Annotated in this window: 19 protein-coding genes and 1 pseudogene; 5 read left to right on the forward strand and 15 right to left on the reverse strand. The window is 42.7% G+C overall.

Translation table 11 applies throughout. From position 1 onward, the window contains the following. Positions 1 to 45: 45 nt before the first annotated feature. Complete coding sequence (locus ACRWQM_RS03600; RefSeq protein WP_434926984.1) at positions 46 to 543, reverse strand: helix-turn-helix transcriptional regulator; 498 nt, start codon at positions 541 to 543, stop codon at positions 46 to 48. A 184-nt stretch (positions 544 to 727) separates the two neighbouring features. On the opposite strand from ACRWQM_RS03600, the gene ACRWQM_RS03605 reads away from it, so the two are divergent. The 5 genes from ACRWQM_RS03605 to ACRWQM_RS03625 all read left to right on the forward strand — a co-directional run bounded on the left by ACRWQM_RS03605 (position 728) and on the right by ACRWQM_RS03625 (position 7,011). Further along, positions 728 to 1,948 (forward strand): metal transporter, encoded by a 1,221-nt coding sequence (locus ACRWQM_RS03605; RefSeq protein ID WP_434931307.1) that lies wholly within the window; start codon positions 728 to 730, stop codon positions 1,946 to 1,948. Next, positions 1,945 to 2,976, forward strand: coding sequence for a membrane fusion-like protein (locus ACRWQM_RS03610; RefSeq protein ID WP_434931308.1), 1,032 nt, complete (start codon positions 1,945 to 1,947; stop codon positions 2,974 to 2,976). The genes ACRWQM_RS03605 and ACRWQM_RS03610 overlap by 4 nt, the downstream gene beginning before the upstream one ends. Position 2,977: 1 nt before the next feature. Next, positions 2,978 to 6,031 carry an efflux RND transporter permease subunit gene (locus ACRWQM_RS03615; RefSeq protein ID WP_434931309.1) on the forward strand — a complete coding sequence of 1,018 codons (3,054 nt, stop codon included), beginning with the start codon at positions 2,978 to 2,980 and terminating at the stop codon, positions 6,029 to 6,031. Further along, the gene (locus tag ACRWQM_RS03620) at positions 6,028 to 6,333 is read left to right on the forward strand and encodes a DUF3240 family protein (protein WP_434926980.1); all 306 of its coding nucleotides are present in this window, start codon (positions 6,028 to 6,030) and stop codon (positions 6,331 to 6,333) included. The genes ACRWQM_RS03615 and ACRWQM_RS03620 overlap by 4 nt, the downstream gene beginning before the upstream one ends. A gap of 204 nt (positions 6,334 to 6,537) precedes the next feature. Beyond that, positions 6,538 to 7,011, forward strand: a complete 474-nt coding sequence (locus ACRWQM_RS03625; protein ID WP_434926979.1) for a hypothetical protein — start codon at positions 6,538 to 6,540, stop codon at positions 7,009 to 7,011. A 174-nt stretch (positions 7,012 to 7,185) separates the two neighbouring features. On the opposite strand, the gene lipA is transcribed toward ACRWQM_RS03625, so the two are convergent. The 14 genes and pseudogenes from lipA to leuS form a co-directional block, all read right to left on the reverse strand. Then, a complete protein-coding gene (gene lipA / locus ACRWQM_RS03630; protein ID WP_434926978.1) occupies positions 7,186 to 8,151 on the reverse strand; it encodes a lipoyl synthase in 966 nt (321 codons plus the stop codon). Continuing rightward, on the reverse strand, positions 8,151 to 8,801 hold the full coding sequence (lipB, locus tag ACRWQM_RS03635; protein ID WP_434926977.1) for a lipoyl(octanoyl) transferase LipB: 651 nt from the start codon (positions 8,799 to 8,801) through the stop codon (positions 8,151 to 8,153). The genes lipA and lipB overlap by 1 nt, the downstream gene beginning before the upstream one ends. Before the next feature lie 109 nt (positions 8,802 to 8,910). Next, a complete protein-coding gene (gene ybeD / locus ACRWQM_RS03640; RefSeq protein WP_226413709.1) occupies positions 8,911 to 9,177 on the reverse strand; it encodes a DUF493 family protein YbeD in 267 nt (88 codons plus the stop codon). Between the two features lie 134 nt (positions 9,178 to 9,311). Continuing rightward, a complete protein-coding gene (locus tag ACRWQM_RS03645; RefSeq protein WP_434926976.1) occupies positions 9,312 to 10,526 on the reverse strand; it encodes a serine hydrolase in 1,215 nt (404 codons plus the stop codon). Between the two features lie 123 nt (positions 10,527 to 10,649). Next, positions 10,650 to 11,474, reverse strand: coding sequence for a septal ring lytic transglycosylase RlpA family protein (locus ACRWQM_RS03650; RefSeq protein ID WP_434931310.1), 825 nt, complete (start codon positions 11,472 to 11,474; stop codon positions 10,650 to 10,652). Further along, positions 11,464 to 12,459, reverse strand: a complete 996-nt coding sequence (mltB, locus tag ACRWQM_RS03655) for a lytic murein transglycosylase B (RefSeq protein WP_434931311.1) — start codon at positions 12,457 to 12,459, stop codon at positions 11,464 to 11,466. Before mltB ends, ACRWQM_RS03650 begins: the two co-directional genes overlap by 11 nt. 9 nt (positions 12,460 to 12,468) lie before the next feature. Next, positions 12,469 to 13,590, reverse strand: a complete 1,122-nt coding sequence (gene rodA / locus ACRWQM_RS03660) for a rod shape-determining protein RodA (RefSeq protein WP_434926974.1) — start codon at positions 13,588 to 13,590, stop codon at positions 12,469 to 12,471. Further along, positions 13,583 to 15,489: pseudogene (gene mrdA / locus ACRWQM_RS03665) on the reverse strand (penicillin-binding protein 2). Before mrdA ends, rodA begins: the two are co-directional and overlap by 8 nt. A gap of 98 nt (positions 15,490 to 15,587) precedes the next feature. Beyond that, positions 15,588 to 16,058 (reverse strand): 23S rRNA (pseudouridine(1915)-N(3))-methyltransferase RlmH, encoded by a 471-nt coding sequence (rlmH, locus tag ACRWQM_RS03670; protein WP_226413719.1) that lies wholly within the window; start codon positions 16,056 to 16,058, stop codon positions 15,588 to 15,590. Further along, on the reverse strand, positions 16,058 to 16,387 hold the full coding sequence (rsfS, locus tag ACRWQM_RS03675; protein ID WP_226413721.1) for a ribosome silencing factor: 330 nt from the start codon (positions 16,385 to 16,387) through the stop codon (positions 16,058 to 16,060). Before rsfS ends, rlmH begins: the two co-directional genes overlap by 1 nt. Before the next feature lie 154 nt (positions 16,388 to 16,541). Next, positions 16,542 to 17,195 (reverse strand): nicotinate-nucleotide adenylyltransferase, encoded by a 654-nt coding sequence (gene nadD, locus ACRWQM_RS03680; RefSeq protein ID WP_434931312.1) that lies wholly within the window; start codon positions 17,193 to 17,195, stop codon positions 16,542 to 16,544. A 14-nt stretch (positions 17,196 to 17,209) separates the two neighbouring features. Next, positions 17,210 to 18,241 carry a DNA polymerase III subunit delta gene (holA, locus tag ACRWQM_RS03685; protein ID WP_434926972.1) on the reverse strand — a complete coding sequence of 344 codons (1,032 nt, stop codon included), beginning with the start codon at positions 18,239 to 18,241 and terminating at the stop codon, positions 17,210 to 17,212. Then, a complete protein-coding gene (gene lptE / locus ACRWQM_RS03690; protein ID WP_434929116.1) occupies positions 18,242 to 18,736 on the reverse strand; it encodes an LPS assembly lipoprotein LptE in 495 nt (164 codons plus the stop codon). A 156-nt stretch (positions 18,737 to 18,892) separates the two neighbouring features. After that, entirely contained in the window at positions 18,893 to 21,484 is a 2,592-nt protein-coding gene (leuS, locus tag ACRWQM_RS03695) for a leucine--tRNA ligase (RefSeq protein WP_434931973.1), read from the reverse strand. Positions 21,485 to 21,513: the final 29 nt, after the last annotated feature.

A 21,513-nucleotide genomic window follows, 5' to 3' on the forward strand; every position in this document is an offset into this window, starting at 1 on the left:
TTGATTTTGCTGAAAATATCAATTCGTTTTAACTGTTAATATTGTTTACTCTTGAATAAAGTCTTCCATAAACCAGGCACATAGTGTGTGGCGACCATCAACCTGAGCTTTGCTATAAATGGTTGAAGCTTGCTGACGTACTGTTTTCTCTTTTGTTAGTCGTACTTCTGCTATTTCTTTAAAGCTCAGTCCTTTCAACAATAACAGTGCGACCTGCTGTTCGCTTTTAGTAAAGCCCCATAGTTCAAATTGTGCCGCAATGGTTTGGCTGTATTCCTGTCTTGCAGCGCGCATTTGACTGGACATGTTGTTGATCTGTTTATCCGCTTTAGCAAGTTTACTTCTCAGGGCTTTTACCTGACGAGAGTTACGGATTAAATCAAAGCCTAAATAAATACTGCCAATTATGGTTAAAAGCACCAGCACGGCTTCTTGGGCGATATGCCACACAGGAATGTCGAGTTGAATGTCTGCAAAAATATCAAACAGTTTGAATAGCGTGATCAACAGTAACAGTACAATTATGAATACATCTTTTTTCATGGTAGATCCTGAATCAAACGGCTTGTATTGGGCTAGATATAAGTGTTTTTAATAAATCAAATAAAATCATGGCTTTATTTTATGGTACATATGTCCCATAAGCGTTTTTATGATACATCTTACCCATGTGGTTTAGGCCCTAAATGATAAAGTGAGTATTCATTTAGGGGAACAGAAATCACTTATGTCGGCAGTTAAGTTTGGTATCAAAATATGTTTGTTTATCGCTTTAGGTAGCACTTGCTTTGGCAGTATTGCTGCCAATAATGCGTTACCTCAATTAGTTGAAATCAGTCAATCAAGACTAGCTAAATCACCGCTAAGTCAGAGATCTGCAATTGAACTGAACAGTTCATCTTGGTTAACAGGGTTACCCAGTGTGAGCTTAAGTTACCTTGGTGATTTGGATAATAGTAACATTTATGAGCAAGAATTATCCCTAAACCTGCCAATAAAAACCTTCAGTTTGCACCAAAGTGATAAACAGCTTGTGCAACTGAGTCAGGCGCTTCAGGCACAACAAACCCGCTTACAAAAGTTGTATTTATCTGGGCTGTTAAGGCAAAGCATGTGGGACCAACGACTTGCCGCTGTAAAGTTAAATCAACTTGATCGTAAATCAAGACTGTTATCTAAACTATATACTCAGCAAAAAAAATTAGCCGACGCAGGGGAATTACCCTTGGTGAATATATTGCTGCTCGAAAAAGAGCTGGTGGATATTGAGCTTGAACAGATAGGGTTTAAGCAGCAACAAACCGAAGCACTGACTTTGTTTACCTCGCTAACTGGCCTAAATCAATTACCCGATGACATAGTCGAAAAAGCCATTGATATAGGTGAGTTTAGCGCGCCAGAACATGTTCAAACTGCGTTGATGCAACATCCTTCCTGGCTGCTTCATTCTCTGCAATTGCAACAAAAACAACTGATGTTACAAAGCCAGCAAAGCGGAGAGCAAGATCCGTGGACGTTATCGTTAACCGCTAAAGAAACCGCAGTTGATCAGTTTAATGACAAACATTTAGGCATAGGAATTAATGTGCCCTTGAGCTTTAGTTCGGCTTTGTCTCAAAGCGATGTTTCTATGTGGCAAAAAGATTTTCAAGAACAAAGTGTCAACGGTGAACGCATCTACCTTGAGCTTACCAACCAAATTCAACGGCTTGCTATTCAGCAGCAAAACTTGCGGGCTCAACAAACCTTGTTAACAAGGGGGGTGTCCTTGAGCCGTTCCATTACTGAAAATTTAGCCCAAGTGAAAAATCAAAACCAAATTGGCTATGAAATTTGGCTGCGTCGTTACATAGATGCTCTCGATACTGAAGCGCGCTTAGCCTTGAATCAAGTCACGTTACAACAATTACATTCTCAGCAACTGCAAGCCTTAGGAATTTCATTATGATGCTCAAGTTTGGTGCTCATTTTTTAACTGTTTTAGTGTGTTTATCATCGGCAGCCACTCGAGCAGAATCTATTTCACTGGCTGACCTGGGCAATTTAACCCTGAGTTATATTCAGCCGCAAAAGTTGGCAAGTTATGAAGGGAGCTCCTTACCCGCTCAAGTTGAGCGATTGCCTGGCAATGATTATTGGGTCACTGCGCCGGAAAATATTCAGCAAGTGACATTCTTAGTCACACAGGGCCAAAACGTCACTAAGGGGCAGGCCATAGTGAGATTAACTGGGCCGGAGGTGTTTCATTTTTTAGCCCAAATTGATGCCGCTGAAAGTTTATATTCACTGGCAAAAAAACGCTATGAACGAAATCAGCCTTTATTAAAAAGTGGCAGTATCAGTACCGATCAATGGCGTGAGATCAGCCTGGATTATTTCAGTACCCATTTAACGTTTGAGCATATGCAACACTTTATGGAGATAGTGCAAGGCATTGATGCAGAGACAGAATCCTTGGTGGTGACGTCTCCTATGACTGGTGTGGTGAAATTGAATCATATCGACAGCCAATATGTAGAGGGCACACAGTTGTTTTCATTGATCCCCGCTGACAGTGTTCGGGTGAAAATCGATGTACCAATGAGCCAGTCAACATCATTATCGGCAATTAATATTAATCAGTGTCATATCGCCATTGATGAGGTGTCATCGATTGCACAGGGGATCTTTTTAACCGCATGGTCAATGCCTATTACCTCTGATTGTGGTCTGTTACTTGGACAGCAAATTACGGTGATCCCTGAATATCAAAAAGCTGTGTATTTGCTGCCTAAAAATAGTGTATTTACCTGGCATCAAGACACGCAAATTTTTACCCAAGCTGCCACTAACTTAACCGCGATGAGCATCGATGTTTTAGGCTCTACGCCGGATCAATATATTGTCGCCAGTGATCATGATTTAAGCCAAATGCAGGTGTTATCGCAATCTGTTGCGGCAGCTAAAGGTATATTGCTTGGTTTGGGAGGCGAATAACATGTTGGCTGCGGTTATTCGTTTTTCGCTTACACAACGCTTATTTGTGTTGATCGTTGCGCTGATGTTAATGCTTGCGGGCGGGCGTGCCTGGTTTTCTATCCCATTAGATGCCTTTCCTGATATTTCACCTACTCAAGTTAAAATTATTTTAAAAGCTCCGGGGATGACGCCCGAAGAAATCGAAGCACAGATCACCGTGCCGATTGAAACCGAGCTGTTGGGCATTCCTAATCAGGCGATTCTTCGTTCGACCACTAAATATGCCATCAGTGACATTACCTTAGATTTTACCGAAGGAACCGATATTTACTGGGCAAGGCAACAGGTCAGTGAGCGTCTTGCTGCCGTGTGGGACAGTTTTCCTGAGGGTGTGTCTGGCGGTGTTGCGCCCATGAGCACACCGCTGAGTGAAATATTCATGTTTTCGTTAGAAAACCCTAATCTGTCTTTGATGGAGCGTCGGCAATTACTTGAGTGGGAAGTGCGACCGTTACTGCGCACTGTTGCTGGGGTTGCCGATGTGAATATTTTAGGTGGATACGCTAAAAGTTTTAATATTAGTCCGAACCCCGCAGCAATGGCTGCGGCTGGGGTCAGCTTTGCTGCGCTGCAACAGGCCATTATGGAAAATAACCATAACGAGGGCGCGGGCAAGCTAACCATAGGTACCGACACCATTATTGTGCGCGCAGAAGGGCGTATTGATGACATCGATGAATTGGAGCAATTAGTCATCAAAGCCGATAACGGCAAAGTGTATCGCCTGACGGATTTGGCTGATATTGATGTTGGTCATTTAGCGCGTTATGGCGCCGTAACCAAAGATGGTGAAGAAACCGCCGAAGCATTAATCATTGCTCTAAAGGATGCTAATACCGCGCAGGTGGTGAGCAATATTAAGCAAAAGCTTGATCAAATAAGCATGACATTGCCACAAGGCAGTGTGATCAACACTTTTTATGATCGCGCTAATTTGATTAATACCGCTATTGATACCATTTCAACGGCGCTGTTTGAGGCAGTGTTGTTAGTGATTGTATTACTCGCCCTGTTTTTAGGTAATGTGCGCGCGGCTTTAGTGGTGTCATTGTCTTTGCCCTTAGCCGCCTTAATGACCTTTTTAATGATGGATTTGTTCAATCTATCGGCTAATTTAATGAGCTTGGGTGGGCTTGTTATCGCCATAGGTATGCTGGTGGACTCATCGGTTGTAGTGGTTGAAAACATGGTGAACCTTATCGCCACCAAACAACGTTTACCGCGCTTGCACCTTATTTTTAGAGCGACAAAAGATGTCGCAGTGCCTGTTGTTTCCGGTACTGTGATTGTAATGATTGTATTCTCGCCTTTGCTAACCTTAACTGGGCTAGAGGGTAAGTTATTCACCCCCGTTGCGGTCACCATAGTGTTTGCCATGTTATCGGCACTTGTGTTGTCGTTAACCGTTATTCCGGTTGTTGCATCTTACTTAGTGAATGAAAAATCGGCGCAAGAACCCAAAGCCATCGAAAAATTGAAAGCCGCTTATTTAACCAGTCTTAAAGGCACTTTTATTTATAAAAAGTCTTTTATGATTGTGGCATTTTCCTTACTGATTGTAAGTTTAGGCTTATTTAGTTTGGTGGGTAAAACCTTTATGCCGACCTTAGATGAAGGCGATATTATTTTACAGTTGGAAAAATCGCCCTCTATTTCACTTGAGGCTTCTATTGAGATAGATAAACAAATTCAACAAACCCTATTAGCTCAGCTTCCTGAAATTAAGCAGATGGTGGCAAGAACTGGCGCAGATGAAATTGGATTAGACCCTATGGGATTGAATGAAACCGATGTCTTTTTAGAGTTAGCCCCTCGCGATGAATGGCGATTTGATACTAAAGATGAGCTTATAGAAGCTATCCGCACCGAGTTATTACATTACCCCGGGGTAAACTTTAACTTTACTCAGCCAATCCAAATGCGCGTGTCTGAAATGTTGACCGGCAGTATTGGTGACGTTGCAATTAAAGTATTTGGCACCGACATCTATACCCTTGGCCAGCTTACCGGGCAAATTGAACAACTTGTCAGTGCCACCCAAGGCAGCATCGATATCAAAATGTCGATGATAGAAGGTAGCCCATTTATTAACTTAACTCTAAATAATGAAATGGCCCGCGGCTTTGGCATGAGCACTATCGAGTTTGCCCGTTATCTTAAAAGTCAGCTTGAAGGTGTGATGGTGACGGAAGTGCTGCAAGGTAAAAAACGCACTCCAGTATTGATTGCCAGTAATCAGCTCGGGCTAAGCAGCATCAGCGAGCTACAGCAGCAATTGCTGGTAATGCCAGACCATTCGTTAAAGCGTTTAATTGATGTGGCAACGCTCAGTTATAAAGAAGGGCCAATTTTAATTGAGCGTGAACAAGGTGACCGTTTCTCTGTGATAACCACCAACGTGCAAGGCCGAGACATCGTTGGGTTTGTGGAAGAGCTTAACGCCAAAATAGCCACAGAGATTAAGTTTCCAAGCGGTTACAGCGTCAGTTTTGGCGGGGAATTTGAAAACCAACAACGGGCAACCAATAACTTACTACTAGTGATCCCAATCGCCATTGCGCTTATCACCCTGATTCTATTCACCACATTTGGGTCGCTCACTAAAGCGAGTTTAATTTTGGCCAACGTCCCCTTTGCCATGATGGGCGGTATAGTCAGTTTGTATTTATCGGGTGAGTATTTATCTGTACCTGCATCAGTGGGGTTTATCGCCTTGCTCGGTGTTGCAGTGCTCAACGGCGTGGTAATGGTGAGTTATTACGAACAAACCAAGCACCTATTTAGCGACTTAATCACTAGGGTAGAACAGGGCGCCGCAAGACGATTAAGGCCTATCTTAATGACAGCCACAACAGCCATGTTTGGTTTGATGCCCTTGGTGTTTGCCACCGGCCCAGGCGCTGAAATTCAAAAGCCATTGGCTATAGTGGTTATCGGAGGTTTGCTGACATCGACTATTACCACCCTTTATTTATTACCAATCCTGTATTACTGGCTGGAGAAACGTCAATGAACGCAGAGCAAGTATTAGTGCTAATCGCTCAAAATGATATTAAAGACGACATAGTTGACACTTTGATTTCACTCGATTTCTTGTCAGGTTTTAGCCTAGGCAATATTTGCGGTTTTAGCCGCGAGCATAGCCACTTTAATATCAAAGAGCAGGTAGAAGGATATCGCGAGTTTTGTAAATTTGAAATTATGCACCCTATTGAGGCTCAAGCCGCATTACTGAATGCGCTATCTGTTGTGTGTAAACACAATCCTTGTCGCTACTGGATCACCCCGATCACGCAAACAGGAACGTTATGCTAGCGAGCTAATGCTAGGTACTTATGTGAGTGCTTAATCTAAGGTATGTGCATAACGCCAAAGTATCTATAAAGCCATAGTGAGTATGGTGTTGGTTGTATTGGGCAATATGATTGGTGTGTAACAAGCGCCAATCATATTAACGTTAATTATTCTTAATACACACACCTGAAATTGACGGATTAATAAATGATAAGGTGTTTAGCTATGAATTTTTATCGCTTTTTAAATTTGGTATTTGTGCTGTTATTGGTTAGCGCACCAATATACTGCGCATATGCTAATAAGAGTGATAATCCGCAGATTAATGGGCAGTTTGAATGGGCCTGTACCACCCCAAATGTACTGAAAGCCACTTTTGAACATCAGGTGACTTTGATATCCATCACCTTAAAACGCGATAACAATATTGTACTCAGTTTAGACTCACAAACCCTAGCAAAGCAGATACTCGATGCTGGCCAATTTGGTGAACCGGATTCAATACACCGGAGCGTTTTTTATATCAAAATTCCAGAGCTTAGCAATGCAGAATATCAGCTGAGTTGGACGGTACAGGACGTAAACGATGCCATTTCAAATGGTCATGGCCTATTAAGCGTATCAGCAGATAACACTTTTCCTCGTCCCTCGACTAAGAAGCATAGATACAATATTTTGCATAAAAAACTGAATCATTAGGGGATGTCACCTTAAAAAAGTGACAGAAATCAAGTCGAATATTGAACTATCAAAACATGATATTGCCTATGGCTTCGGTGATACGGCAGAAGACCTACCAATTCAAGTAAATCATTCCCCATAAAAAAACGGCGCTATAAGCGCCGTTTCTGTTCAAACTCTAAAGCCAAAAAGTTACTTTACTTCTTTACCCTGAGCTTGCAAATCTGCATGGTAGCTTGAGCGGACAAGCGGGCCACATGCTGCATGGGTAAAACCAAGTTTGTCTGCTAATGCTTTAAGCTCGTCAAACTCTGCTGGTGGCACATAACGTTCAACCGGTAAGTGGAACTTACTTGGTTGTAAATATTGACCTAATGTCAGCATTTCAACCTTGTGAGCACGTAGATCATGCAGTACTTCTGCAATTTCTTCGTTAGTTTCACCTAAGCCCATCATTAAGCCAGACTTAGTGGGTACATCAGGATGACGTTCTTTAAACTTTCTCAATAAGTCTAGTGACCACTGATAGTTAGCACCAGGACGCGCTTTACGATAATGCTTAGGCGCGGTTTCTAAATTGTGATTGAACACATCAGGTGGCTCAGTGGCTAAGATTTCTAGTGCTGCATCAATACGACCACGGAAGTCAGGCACTAAAATTTCAATCTTAATAGCAGGGTTTAACAGGCGAATTTCACGAATACAATCAGCAAAATGTTGTGCGCCGCCATCACGTAAGTCATCACGGTCAACCGAGGTGATAACCACATATTTAAGCTTCATATCCGCAATAGTTTGCGCCAGCTTTTTAGGCTCTTCGGCATCAGCGGCTAATGGACGACCATGGGCAACATCACAAAATGGGCAGCGACGAGTACAAATAGCGCCAAGGATCATAAAGGTAGCGGTACCGTGGTTAAAACATTCCGCTAGGTTAGGGCATGATGCTTCTTCACAAACAGAATGTAAGCCATTTTTACGCAGGGCAGCTTTAATTTCTAAAATACGTGTATTAGATGAAGGCAGCTTTACCCGTAACCAATCTGGCTTGCGCAGCATGGTTTCGCGCTCTGAGGGTACAATTTTGATCGGAATGCGTGCAACTTTATCGGCGTCACGTAATTTAACTCCCGGTTGTAATCTTTCAGGCCTATTCATTATTCTGCTAATCCTTGATGATGCACAAGTTGTTGGTAACCCATAACTTGGCTAAATGTTTGAATGAGTTTATCGCCAGCTTCAAGTACGGTTTGTGGACCGCCGAGTGCTTTGCATTGCACCATTTCAAGACCGGCATAACCACAGGGGTTAATACGTTGGAATGGGCCTAGGTCCATGTCTACGTTTAACGCTAAGCCGTGGAATGAACAGCCTTTTCGAATGCGTAAGCCTAAAGAAGCTAGTTTGCGTTCTTGTACATATACGCCGGGGGCATCGGCCTTAGCATAGGCTTCGACATTATATAGCGCTAACATATCAACTATGCTTTGCTCTATGTTGTTAACCAGCTGCCTGACGCCCATTTTATTACGTTTTATGTCGATAAGTGGATAAACCACTAGTTGCCCAGGGCCGTGATAGGTGACTTGACCACCACGGTCTACTTGGATCACCGGGATATCGCCAGGATTTAAAATATGCTCACTTTTACCCGCTTGACCTTGGGTAAAAACAGGTTGATGTTCGACAACCCAAAGTTCATCTTGGCTATCACTGTCACGGGTGTCAGTGTATTCCTGCATAGCATGCCATACAGATTGATAGTCTTGCATACCAAGATGGCGAATGTGCAATGTTGATGCTGGCAAGGGCAACGTCTCCCCAAAGGTTGGACCGGTCACGCGTATGTTCAACGTGTTTAAAATAATTCCTGACTATTATACTCAAGTTTTACACGTTTACAGAACTCTTTAACAGTTAGAGTACGCGTTTTACGCCCTCAATAGCGGCAAGATCAATATACGCTTTTTCAATATGCTCTTTGCTGGTGACGGTAATGCGGATCGTAATCGAATAATAACTGCCTTTGCTTGATGTTTTAACGGTTGGCACATAGTCGCCTGGGGCAAGTTGTTGCGCTACTGCGACTACGCGATCGGCTAGGGTGTCATCAGCATCGCCAATTACTTTAAATGGACATGCATTAGGAAACGTCATTACTTCATCAAAAGTTGTGTTTAGCATCGGATTACTCATTGGTGATTGTTACACTAAATATGGTGGCGATTATACCTGATTCAAGGCTTAGATAACTTGAAATAATAAAGCCGCTGTAAAAGCGGCTTCAATTAATTGATTTTCAGGATAATTATTATTGCTTATTCAAACCAGCTAGCAAACATTTGTTTGAAATAGTCCATCAATTTGCTGAACCAGCTACCTTCTTCAACAGTATTTAATGTCACTAAAGGATACTGAGCAATGTCTTTTCCATCTAATTGGAAGAACACACGGCCAACCGTTTCGCCTTTGGCAAGTGGGGCACTTAATGGCTTAGTTAACTCAAAGTTGGCTTGTAAGTCTTTGGCTTTACCACGGCTGATGGTAATAGGCGTATCTGTTATGACCCCTAGGTCAACATTATCAACATCGCCATACCAAATTTTTTGGCTTACAAAAGTGTCACCCGCTTTGTAAGGCGTGATGGTTTCAAAAAAGCGGAAACCGTAGTTAAGTAACTTTTTACTTTCAGCTTTACGGGCTGACTCACTACTAGTACCGAGTACTACGGTAATTAAACGCATGCCATCGTCACTGGTGGCAGATGAGACTAAGTTATAACCTGCACCTGAAGTATGACCTGTTTTAATGCCGTCTACTTTTAAGCTGTTATCCCACAGTAGTCCATTGCGGTTGTATTGTTTAATACCATTAAAGGTAAAAGATTTTTCTGAATAGACACGGTATTCTTCAGGCACATCACGAATAAGTGCCGCACCTAAAATGGCCATATCGTATGCGGTTGTTTTATGGGCATCTGAATCTAAACCGTGTGAGTTTTCAAAGTAGCTGTCATTCATACCTAGCTGCTTTGCCCATGAGTTCATTAAATCAACGAATGCACCTTCTGTGCCTGCAATGTGTTCAGCCATAGCAACACACGCATCGTTTCCTGATTGAATAATAATACCGCGATTTAAGTCGGAAACTTTGACTGTTTTGCCGACTTCAATGAACATTTTTGATGAATCAGGAAAGTTTTTTGACCAGGCATTTTGGGTGATAAGCACATCATCATCTAGTGAAATATTCCCCACTTTAACTTCATGCCCAATAACGTAACTGGTCAGCATTTTAGTTAAACTGGCAGGGTTTAAGCTGTCATAAGCATTTTGTTCTGCGATGACGCGGCCTGAATAATAATCCATTAACACATAGGCTTTTGCCGCAACACTTGGTGCATCAGGGGTAACCATTGGGGCGCGATTAGGCGTTGGACGTGCATCTGGCTGCGGTGTGTTAGCAGAAGAGGTAAACGACACAAAAGAAAGTAGCAGTGCAGTCGCAATTGGTGCTTTGGCAATATTTATCATGAAATTAGCTGGTCTCTATTAATTCGAAGAAAAGACAATAAAAAAGATTATAACATTAGTCGTGCCACTATTAGTCAACCAAATTGCATTAAGGTTCCTTAATCGAGTAAATTACTAGATAAATTAAGGGACAATAAAGCTTTGTGGGTAACCTTGGCTATGTAGGTTGTCTAATAGTTTATTGGTTAAGTAAATTTTACCAATTGGGCCTAATTGAACTCGATGTATACCATCCCTTGATACTATTCGAGATGAAACGCCGTATTTATTTTCGAGTTCTTTGGCTAGGGCATTCACACGTAGTTTGTCTTTGGATGCTGCGACTTGAATGTAATGAATTTCGTTGCTGGTCGCCTCAGATATGCCTCGCTGGTCATTTGATTCAATATGAATGACTTCGATTTTTACTTTGGCTGTGCCTTTTGCCAACATATCTAGGTGATAAGCACCGGCATAGGACAAGTCAATGACGCGGCCATTATGGAAAGGTCCGCGATCATTTACCCTCACAATAATTTGTTTATTATTTTCAAGGTTAGTGACTTTAACGTAACTTGGCAGCGGTAAGTTTTTATGTGCTGCTGACATGGTATACATGTCATATGTTTCACCATTTGAGGTTAAGTGGCCATGAAATTTAGCCCCATACCATGATGCGTGACCGGTTTCGGAAAAGCCTTTACCTGTAGGCAGTACTTTATAGCTTTTGCCTAAAACAGTGTAATTACGATTGCCTTGGCGGGTGTATGCTTCGTATTTGGGCACCGCATTTTTAACTTTGCTGACATCTGGCGCATTATCAGGATAGCGGTCATCCGCCATTTGGTAACGACCCGATTGGCTACTTGCCCCTACACTGCCTTTTTTGTTATCTGGTTTTGATGAACATGCCGCCATAAGCAATATAGTCATCATGACAATGGTACTTAGATAGAGTTTATTTTGCATTGTATTGGGCTTTTAATTGTTCGCTAAATTGGTAAACCGCCATTGCATAAAGCGGGCTGCGATTATAACGGGTGATAACATAAAAGTTTTTAAGTCCCAACCAGTATTCGTCTGCTTCGGGTTGTTCTAATTTTACTAATAGCGCTTGCTGAGAAACATCAATGTCCTGCGCCGATGCCAAGCTTAATGTCGGAGCCAAAATATCTGAGGCTCGATAATGCAATCTCTCTTTAGTCCATACTCTGGCTTTTGGCGCCTTATTATCGGTATGATTTAGCGGTAAGGCTACAGGAGCTCCTCTTTGCCAACCATGTTGATGAAAATAATTGGCTACACTGCCAATCGCATCTGCTTTACTCGTGAGTAAGTCTCTGCGGCCATCGCCACTGAAGTCGACTGAGTAATGGCGATAACTAGATGGAATAAACTGACCAAACCCCATCGCGCCGGCATACGAGCCTTTCAAGCTGGCATTGTCGAGTTTTTCTTCCTTAATGAGTGACATCAAGTTACCGTATTCACTTCTAAAAAAAGTGGCCCTTGGGGCATAGTAAAAGCCTAAAGTGTACAGGGCATCTTGCACGCGATAGTTACCCATGTAACCACCGTAAAATGTTTCAATACCTATGATGGCGACAATGATTTGCGGGTCAACATTAAATTTATCGGCAGCTTTGGCTATGGTATCGGCATTTTCATGCCAAAACTCTAGCCCTTTGGCCAAGCGTTTTTCGGTGAGAAAAATAGGATAATACTGGTGCCAAGGTTTTGCTTCCCAGGGTTTGGTTATGGCATCAATCACTTCTTGGGTATAAGTCGACTCATTTAAAAATGCTTCAATTTCTTGTTGACTAAAGCCTTGTTTAATTTGCTCTGCCATAAACTGCTTTTTTAAGGCGTCGACATCTGTCGCCGCCGAGGCGATACCAATATGTGTCGATACGACTAAGGTGATCGCGCTAAATAAACGGGTAGATAATTTCATTACACCTTCCTATCGATCAATAAATCGTCTATGAGTTTGAATACTCATTAAAATGCCAAAGCCTGTCATCAGCGTCATCATAGATGTACCGCCATAGCTGACTAGCGGTAAAGGCACGCCTACTACAGGCAGAATGCCTGAAACCATGCCTATGTTAACAAAGATATATACAAAGAATGTGAGTGTAATACTGCCGGCTAATAAGCGTGCAAAACTGGTTTGCGCCCGTGAGGCTATGACTAGACCACGGCCAATAATGAACAGATAAATACTCAATAGCAATAAACTGCCCATTAAACCAAATTCTTCACCAATAACGCCAAAGATAAAGTCGGTGTGTCTTTCGGGTAAAAACTCCAACTGTGACTGAGAGCCATTTAGCCAACCCTTGCCCCAAAATCCGCCTGAGCCAATGGCTATTTTAGATTGAATAATATGATAACCCGCACCTAAGGGATCTTTCTCCGGGTCGAATAATGTCAGCACACGAGTACGCTGATAGTCGTGCATTAAAAAGAACCATAAAATCGGCAAAAAAATCAGTCCGGCAATGATAATAGCACCCACTATTAACCAGCTCATGCCCGATAAAAACAATACAAACACCCCTGAAGCAGCGACTAAAATTGAGGTGCCTAAGTCTGGTTGCTTGGCGATCAGTAGCGTTGGAATTAATAGGATGATTGCCCCACCTGCAAGGTGGCGTTTTTTAGGCGGTAAGGGAAATTTACTGATATACCATGCCATGGTAATGGGGAAGGCAAGTTTAATAAGTTCTGAAGGTTGAAATTCCATAAAGCCAAGATTTAACCAGCGCTGCGCTCCTTTATTAATGGTGCCAAAAAAATCTACCCCTAATAATAAAATAATACCCGCGACATAAATAGGTAGCGCCCAGCGTTTTAATGCTTCGGGATTTATTTGTGCCATGGCAAGCATGATGAATAAAGATAACCCCATTCGCACTAACTGACGTTCCATCATCGCCATGCTTTCGCCACTGGCTGAATAAATAACGAATAATCCAAAAGCCATTAATATCAACAGACCTGACAATAGCGGCAAGTCAATATGCAGCTTTTGCCAAATATTTTTTTTGTGATGATGACCGTGACTATGATGGCTATTCATTTGGTTGCTCATTTGCAGGCGCTGTAGCGGTATCTGTTAGTGTGTCGCTAGGTACAGTCCATTCATCCCTCAGGATATATTCGTCCAGTAAGGCGCGCGCTAAGGGGCCGGCATTAGCTCCCCCCCAACCCGCATTTTCAAGCACAACGGCTAAGGCGATGCGTGGATTCTCATAGGGGGCGTAGGCAACAATGAGTGCATTGTCGCGTAAATGCTCGGCAATAGTATCAGCATTATACTTTTCATCCTGACCGACCGAGAATACCTGGGCCGTGCCTGTTTTCATTGCAGCTGTGTACGTCGCATCGGTAAATCTTGATTTATCAGCAGTTTGACGCATAGCTTCGTTAATAATGTCCCAATTTCTAGGGTTTTTAAGCTCAATCGGTGGCTGTTCATCTATTGGCGCATCAATTTTGACCTTGTCATCTTTAAAGGTTTTCAATAAATGTGGCGTAAAACGACGACCTTTATTGGCCAAAATTGCTGTAGAACTAGCGAGTTGTAATGGCGTACTGGTCCAGTATCCTTGACCAATACCAACAGAAATCGTGTCGCCAATATACCAGGCTTGGTTGTAACGTAAGCGTTTCCAGTCACGTGATGGCATAATGCCTGCGACTTCTTCATATATATCGATATTGGTTCTTTCACCAAAACCAAATTGCGACATAAAACTGGCCATTTTATCGATACCGACTTTATAAACTAGGTCGTAGAAAAAGATATCGCATGAATCAACAATGGCATGATAAACATCAACCCATCCATGGCCCCATTTTTTCCAATCGCGCCATTTGCGTTCAACGCCAGGAATTTGCCAAAAGCCAGGATCCCAAACCCGTGTTTTCTCACTTATTGCGCGTTCTTCTAAACCAAGGAGTGCAACTAATGGCTTAATAGTGGATGCTGGGGAATATTGTCCCTGGGTGGCACGGTTTATTAATGGCCGAGATTTATCATTCAGTAACTCACTATACCCTTGACTACTAATACCATGGACAAATAAATTTGCGTCATAACTTGGGCTAGACACCATAGCTAAAATACCACCGTCTTGAGGATCGATGGCAACCACTGACCCCCGTCTACCCGCTAGCAACTCCATTGCTTTTTGTTGGAGTTTTAAATCAAGCGTGAGATATATATCCTGCCCAGGTGTCGGCGGAGTGACTCTCAAGGTGCGAATAACTCGGCCACGGTTATTCACTTCCTCTTCTAAATGTCCTGGCAGTCCATGGAGTAAAGTCTCATAGAACTTTTCGATACCTTGTTTGCCAATATCGTTAGTCGCCGCATAATTCTTCCAGCTATTACTTTTTTCTAACAGTGCTTTATCACTGGTGTTAATCCTACCAACATAACCTAGAACATGTGTCATGAGGCTATTGTAGGGGTAGTTACGTTTTAACCCTGCTTCAACATAAATACCGGGAAACATGTGTTGATCAACTGAAAAAGCGGCTACTTGCTCTTCGGTCAACTTTCCCTTAATGGTGAGCGGTTTAAAGCGCCGATGAAACTTAAGGGTGTCTTTAATTTGTTCACGTTCTTCTTGAGATATCTCAACCACAGCATTGAGTTGATCAAAAGTGGCATCAAGATCGTCAATTCGCTCAGGGATCATTTCAAGAGAGTGATAAGGTTGGTTTTCTGCGAGTAGCTGACCGTGTCGGTCAAAAATAAGTCCGCGACTGGGCGCGGTGGGGACAACTCTAATACGGTTATCGTTGGAGCGGGTTTCATAATCTTTGTAAGAAACCACCTGTAATTGATACAGATTAAAAAATACTATACTGAGTAAAATGAACACGCAAAAAAAGTGAACAATGCACGGCGTTTGAATAACGAAGCCTCGGCGGCGTGGTCATGCATTGTGATGCGCTTCTTTGGCGGCACTTAAGTCTCCAGCGGGTAAATAGCGAAAAGGTTAGCGTCGCTTTTATCGTGTTGCGGTGTCAACAACCATAAATGTCTTTTAATGAACTCACACCCTATTACTCGCGATGATAAGGATGATTATTATTGATGCTCCAGGCGCGATAGAGGCTTTCACCAATTAAGATACGCACGAGTGGATGTGGTAATGTTAGGGCTGACAAACACCAGCTTTGATCTGCTGCGGCCTTGCAGGCTGGGGCAAGTCCTTCTGGCCCACCAATCAATAAACTTACATCTCGTCCATCTAATTGCCACTTTGTCATTTGTTCAGCTAAATCAGGTGTTGTCCAATTTTTACCGGGCAAATCTAAGCTCACAATATGATTGCCTTTTGCAACAGCGGCTAGCATTGCTTCGCCTTCTTTTTGCAAAATTCGAGCGATATCAGCATTCTTGCCCCGTTTACCCGCAGTGATTTCGACTAATTCTAGCGGCATATCCCGGGGGAAACGACGCTGATATTCTTCAAAACCTCGGGTAACCCAGTCGGGCATTTTTGTGCCTACGGCAATCAGTTGTAACTTCATTAGGCGTTATTGTTCGACCACAATTTTTCAAGCTCGTAATATTCACGAGTTTGCTCTTGCATCACATGAACAATCACTTCACCTAGGTCTACTAATACCCATTCGCTGCTGTCACGGCCTTCTACACCAAGAGGTTGCATGCCAGCTTTTTTGGCTTCAACAACAAGATGTTCACCAATAGAGCGAACGTGTGTTTTAGATGTACCAGTACAAATCACCATAGTATCAGTGATAGTTGATTGTTTTTTAACATCTAATACAACGATGTTTTTTGCTTTTAAGTCTTCGATTTTATCGACGACGAAATCTTTCAGTTCGGTGCTTTGCACGCGAATTACCTCACTAGTCAAAATTAACGGAGCATTATACTCAATTTCATCCCACGGAAGCAATTAAGCAAAGGTGTTTATGCTGATCCATATTGCAATCAGGGCGCGACAAACAGCTTTAATCCTATTTAGATTTGTTTTGGTGATTGGTTATTTAACAAAGGTATAACTTATGTTGCTGAATGTAGCTAAGCGTAGAAGGCATAATAAGTTCATTGACTGGCTGATTGTTGTGTAGCTTGTGACGTACATCGGTTGAAGAAATATTCTGTAAAGCGATAGCGACTGGAATGACTGCACCATGTGTGGGTGGTGTTTGATGAGATGTTAATTGTTGTACATAATCGACATGGTTAATTGATTTGCTATCAAGTACTTGCTGCATTGAATTACAGGTGTCAAGTTGCCAGCCGGGACGTTGGCATAGCACGATATGGCAATGATTAAATAATGTTTGCCATAGATGCCAGCTAGGTAAGTGTAAAAATGAATCCATTCCCATAATAAAATAAAACTGATGCTGCGGATAAGTGTGCTGTAAATTCTGTAGGCTCACGACAGTATATGAAGGGCTATCACGGTTAATTTCAATGTCACAGACCTCAAGATCACTGAATTGCTGGCAAACATCTTCTACCATGGCAAGTCGGTGTTTGCTGCTAACATTAGTGGATTGCTTATGGGGCGGAATATGATTTGGCATCAGCCACACTTTGTCCAAGTGTAATTGCTGTTTCACTTCTAGTGCAGGGCGAATATGGCCTAAATGGATAGGGTCGAAGGTGCCGCCTAAAATACCTATTCGCATGTTTAATCCTAGGTCTAGCTTAATTCTATATGGGCTAAACGATTGTGTGCCCGCGGATCAAAAAGAATACACAAATGGCTCATACCCACCCAATCTTCAATACCATGCTGTTTAAGGTTGAGCTCTAATGTTGATGCCAAACCCAACATATGTTCAATATGGTGAAGCTCTAAACGCGTTAATGCAGCTTGATAAAGGGGTTTTCGTTTATCCCAAATTCGATATTTACCCCACAATTGACTGAGTTGCTCACCCTGTGATTGGGCTAGTTTCAAATTAAGTAATAGGGTTATTTCTTTAAAAATTGCCCACATTAAAATAGGCATGGCTGTACCTTCACCTTGCAGCTGTGCCAACATATGCTGAGCTTGCTTTTGATGATTACTCAAAATAGCGTCGGTAAGCTGGAACACACTGAAGCGTGATTGGTCTTCAAAATAGTCAGTCAGTTGCTCTGGGGTAATGTTGTCATTTGGGCTGACCAGTTGCAAAATTTGCATCGCTTGTTCGGCGGCGAGTAAATTACCTTCAAACAAATTAAACATCATTGCTTTGGCGTCATGATGTATGGTTAATTTATGCTGCTGAATGCGATTGTCTAACCAGCGCTCAAACTGTTTACCTTCAGGGGTGGCACAAGGAATATATAATCCTTGGCTATCTAGTGACTTAAACCACTTGCTGTTAGTTTGTTCAACGCCTGCTTTGGGACCTTGAATGATTAACAGAATATCTGGATTTAGTTGTTGTAATAATATTTGGAACGCATTAGCACCGTCAGTACCAGGCTTACCATTAGGTAAATTAAGTTCGATAATCCGTCTACTGGCAAACAAGCTCATCGATTGCCATTCTTGAATTAACTCTCCCCAGTTAAAACCTGTTTCTTGACTAAGCTGTACTCGCTCATCAAAGCCTTGTTTTTTGGCGGCGGCAATAATTTGTCTTTTACTGTCTTCAATCAACCATAAATCATCACCAAATAATAAACACACTTGGGGAAGTTTCTGCAGATGAGTTTTTAGCTGGTCTGGATAAACCCGCATTTATTCACTACCGATAGATGCAAGTGTTTGAATAATGCTGTCGGCGGCTTGGGCACGCATCTCACGGGTTAATATTTCCATTTCGCGGCTTTTAGCTAATGCTGTTCGGGGATCGTCCTGGTAGTCTCGTCGTATTTCAGCTTGGAATTCTGTTGGTTCTTGCTCAGGTAACATCACAGTATAGTTGACCAAGTAAATTAACTCATACTCAGCGACATTGCCCGTAGGGTAAAGGGAGAGGGTTGCACGCTCTAATGAATCACTGACAAGTCTTAGCGTAGGCGTATCTTCTGCAGCTGCTACCAGTGTGACACGATTAATACGTAGCCTGTCGCCCACTAAGCGGGTTAGTTCGCTATATTGGTCACTACTACTGAGGTGTAATTGTTGTAATTCAACCGGAATCGAGTAACTGCGCTGTAATTTAAAGCCACAACCTGCGGTGGCAATTAGCACAAAAAAGAGTAACGCTAAGCCAATACGTTTTGCCAACATAAGTGTTATCGACATCCTTTATATCCATGGCAACCATGGCGGTAATAATGAATGCCCATCTTATGCTGGTTAGCATAAGATGGGCAAGTTACTCATTAGTGTTCGGTAGACTTTACCCTACCTGTTATTTGCCAAGTTTAGACTGGCAACAACATACTAGTTAGCAACAATATTAAGCAATTTACCCGGTACATAAATCACTTTACGGACAGTCAGTCCTTCAGAGTGTTTTTGTACATGCTCATCTTCCATCGCGAGTGCTTGAACTTGTTCTTGAGTTGCATCTGCTGCGACAGTGATTTTTGCACGTAACTTACCGTTAATTTGCACAATAATCAGTTTGCTGTCTTCAACAAGGGCTGACTCATCAACTTCTGGCCAGCGGCTATCTTCGATATCGCTGCTATTGCCAAGCTCTTTCCATAGATTAAAACTGATGTGCGGCACGATTGGGTACAATAAACGTGTGACTGCGGATAAAGCTTCAGCCATTAATGCGCGATCTTGAGCGGACTCTTGTGGCGCTTTTAATAGATGATTCATCAATTCCATAACGGCTGCAACAGCGGTATTGAACATTTGACGACGACCAATATCATCACTGACTTTAGCAATGGTTTTATGCAGTTCACGGCGCAGTGCCTTTTGGCTGCCGCTCAGTGCTTTAACATCTAACGCTTCTGTTGTGCCAGCTGCGATATGATCGCTGGCCAGTTTCCAAAAACGCTTGATAAAGCGGTGTGCACCTTCTACGCCAGATTCTTGCCATTCGAGGGTCAATTCTGGAGGTGAAGCGAACATCATGAATAAACGGACGGTATCAGCACCGTACTTTTCAACCATGATTTGCGGATCGATACCATTGTTTTTTGACTTCGACATTTTGCTCATGCCGGTGTAAACCAACTCATTACCGTCTTTGTCGATAGCTTTGATGACGCGACCTTTGTCGTCTTTTTCAAGTTCAGCAACATCAAGCGGCGATACCCATACTCGGGCGCCTTTCTCGTTGTTGTAGTAGTAAGCGTCAGCTAATACCATACCTTGAGTCAGCAATTGCTTAGCTGGCTCGTTCGAGTTAACCAAGCCCATATCGCGCAACAGCTTATGGAAAAAGCGGAAATACAATAGGTGCATACACGCATGCTCAATACCACCAATATATTGATCTACCGGCAGCCAGTAGTTGGCTTTGGCAGGGTCAAGCATTTGGTCTGCATGCGGGCTACAGTAGCGAGCATAATACCAAGATGACTCCATAAAGGTGTCGAAGGTATCGGTTTCACGCCAGGCAGTTTGACCATTAATGGTGGTTTCAGCCCAGGCTTTATCGGCTTTAATTGGACTTTGAATACCGTCCATCACCACATCTTCTGGCAGAATAACAGGCAGTTGATCTTCTGGTGTTGGCATAACTGTGCCATCTTCTAAGGTCACCATTGGAATGGGCGCGCCCCAGTAACGTTGGCGAGAAACCCCCCAGTCACGTAAGCGGAAGTTAACTTGGAGTTTACCTTTGCCTTCAGCGCTTAGCTTGGCGTTAATAGCTTCAAAAGCCGCTTTAAAATCTAAGCCGTCAAGTGCTGGGAAAGACGCGCCAGAATTAAACACGACACCTTTTTCAGTGAAGGCTTCTTTACTGATATCAACGTCGCCATCAACAGGTTTAATAACCGCTTCAATAGCTAAACCAAACTTTTTAGCAAATTCATAATCACGCTGATCATGTGCTGGAACTGACATGACTGCACCAGTGCCGTAGTTCATTAACACAAAGTTAGCGACCCAAATAGGCACAAGTTTGCCACTGATTGGATGCACAGCGTTTAAGCCTGTTGCCACACCTTTTTTCTCCATTGAAGCCATAGCGGCTTCAGTGGTGTCAGCATTTTTACATTCTTCAATGAACTCTGCTAAAGCTGGGTTATTCACAGCGGCTTGAACAGCTAAAGGATGACCTGCAGCAATAGCCACATAAGTCACACCCATTACAGTATCTGGGCGAGTGGTATAAATATCGAAACTTTGCTGGCTATTTTCCACCTGGAAGGTCATTTCAATCCCTTCACTGCGGCCAATCCAGTTACGTTGCATAGCTTTAACTTGCTCAGGCCAACCATCAAGCGTATCGATATCGTTTAATAATTCTTCTGCGTAGTCAGTGATTTTAATAAACCACTGTGGAATTTCTTTTTGCACGACTTCAGTGTCACAGCGCCAACAACAACCGTCTTGTACTTGCTCGTTTGCCAGTACGGTTTCGTCATTTGGACACCAGTTTACTGATGAGGTTTTTTTGTACACTAAACCTTTTTCATACAGCTTAGTGAAAAACCACTGTTCCCAGCGATAGTACTCAGGGGTACATGTGGCAATTTCACGACTCCAGTCATAACCAAAACCTAATAATTTGAGCTGGTTCTTCATGTACTCAATATTTTCATAGGTCCATGGAGCTGGCGAGGTTTTATTATTAATCGCTGCATTTTCCGCAGGCAGGCCGAAAGAATCCCAACCAATAGGCTGCAGAACATTTTTTCCTTGCAAACGTTGGTAACGAGCGACAACATCACCTATGGTGTAGTTACGGACGTGTCCCATGTGAAGGCGACCTGACGGATAAGGGAACATAGAGAGGCAGTAAAACTTCTCTTTAGTCTCATCTTCAGTCACTTCGAAGGTTTTTTGGTCTTGCCAGTGCTTTTGCACTAAGGCTTCAATTTCTAAAGGATTATATTGTTCTTGCATCAATCTATTTTCGGCCATGCCGCCCACTG

The sequence above is a fragment of the Shewanella sp. HL-SH5 genome, assembly GCF_051163755.1.
Classification (GTDB): domain Bacteria; phylum Pseudomonadota; class Gammaproteobacteria; order Enterobacterales; family Shewanellaceae; genus Shewanella; species Shewanella glacialimarina.